The following is a 1,014-nucleotide window of genomic DNA, read 5'->3' on the forward strand; positions in this document are numbered from 1 at the left end:
ACAAATCACGGCCGGGATAAGTTCATCGAGATATAAGCCAAACCAGCGGGACTGGTTAGTCAGTGTTTCCGGGAAACGGTATCGCTTTAATTCGTCTCCCGTCATCACGTGCTTCCTGTCAGTAACCGGCGACCGACATACCGATGGTGATAAAGGTGGAAATAATCGCGAAGCCAAACAGGAACTTCACGTTTTTGGTCATCATGTACATGATGCCGCCGGCGACGACTTCTGCCAGAACCACCCATTTGACGACACTGGACTGCTTACCAAACGTGCCTTTAACGGTCGCATCTCCGGACTTCATCAGGTCGGTTGCCGTGGTGGTGGCCATCGCAGCATCCGGGAAGAACGCCGCCACAGCAGCAACCGGCAGCGCAACTTTAGCGACTTTCAGGGCTTTCTTTTTATTGAAAACGCGGGACATAAAAGACGGTTTGGTTTTTTCAGAGACAGCTGAGCCCTGAACACTTAATACAGCATTCATATTTATTTCCTTTAAAAAGAATGGTTGATATATAAAACAGATTTATGACTATGATGTTAAATCACTCTTCCTTTTCACCTCCTGGTATGGTTAGTTCCGAGTTATAAAAGTCCGGAAAACGTTCTAGATGATCTTTCAGTCTCAAATAAGCTTCAGCTGTTTTACTTCTTCTGCTTCTGTCTTTTGCTTTGATGAGTCGACGATTAGTTTCTTCATCTAATTTTAAAAGCACATTTTTTCCAGGCGCAGGTCGTGCGTTGCTCCTAATCGCTCTTTCCAATCGACCTCCAAAGTAAGATTACCAACCTTTAATAAATCTTACATTGGAGGATTTAAAAGTAAACAAACTAAGGAGAAATATTGAGTAAATTATTTTCACAAATCAACAGTACCAATGGTACTATTGATTTAACAAATCATTAACACCAGCTTTCAATATACCCAGTACGTTCGAAACAAACCTTCCATAACTTAATGTATAAATTGATGACAAAATAATGTAATCACGACTATCAAAGTTCAATTCT

2 protein-coding genes and 2 pseudogenes are annotated in these 1,014 nt (G+C 41.4%); all 4 read right to left on the reverse strand.

Features of this window, described 5'->3' with window-relative positions:
- Positions 1-105: pseudogene (locus CWM53_RS08220) on the reverse strand (type IV conjugative transfer system protein TraL); the annotation flags it as partial.
- A 13-nt stretch (positions 106-118) separates the two neighbouring features.
- Positions 119-487, reverse strand: coding sequence for a type IV conjugative transfer system pilin TraA (traA, locus tag CWM53_RS08225; RefSeq protein WP_004194426.1), 369 nt, complete (start codon positions 485-487; stop codon positions 119-121).
- A gap of 61 nt (positions 488-548) precedes the next feature.
- The gene (locus tag CWM53_RS08230; RefSeq protein ID WP_032431321.1) at positions 549-719 is read right to left on the reverse strand and encodes a TraY domain-containing protein; all 171 of its coding nucleotides are present in this window, start codon (positions 717-719) and stop codon (positions 549-551) included.
- A 168-nt stretch (positions 720-887) separates the two neighbouring features.
- Positions 888-1,014: pseudogene (locus tag CWM53_RS08235) on the reverse strand (conjugal transfer protein TrbJ); the annotation flags it as partial.

It is taken from the genome of Klebsiella sp. A-Nf5, from assembly GCF_002810545.1.
GTDB lineage: Bacteria > Pseudomonadota > Gammaproteobacteria > Enterobacterales > Enterobacteriaceae > Klebsiella > Klebsiella variicola.

Excerpts from the sequence above, each read along its gene's own strand:
- traA (WP_004194426.1), bottom strand. The coding sequence starts at position 487 with ATGAATGCTGTATTAAGTGTTCAGGGCTCAGCTGTCTCTGAAAAAACC.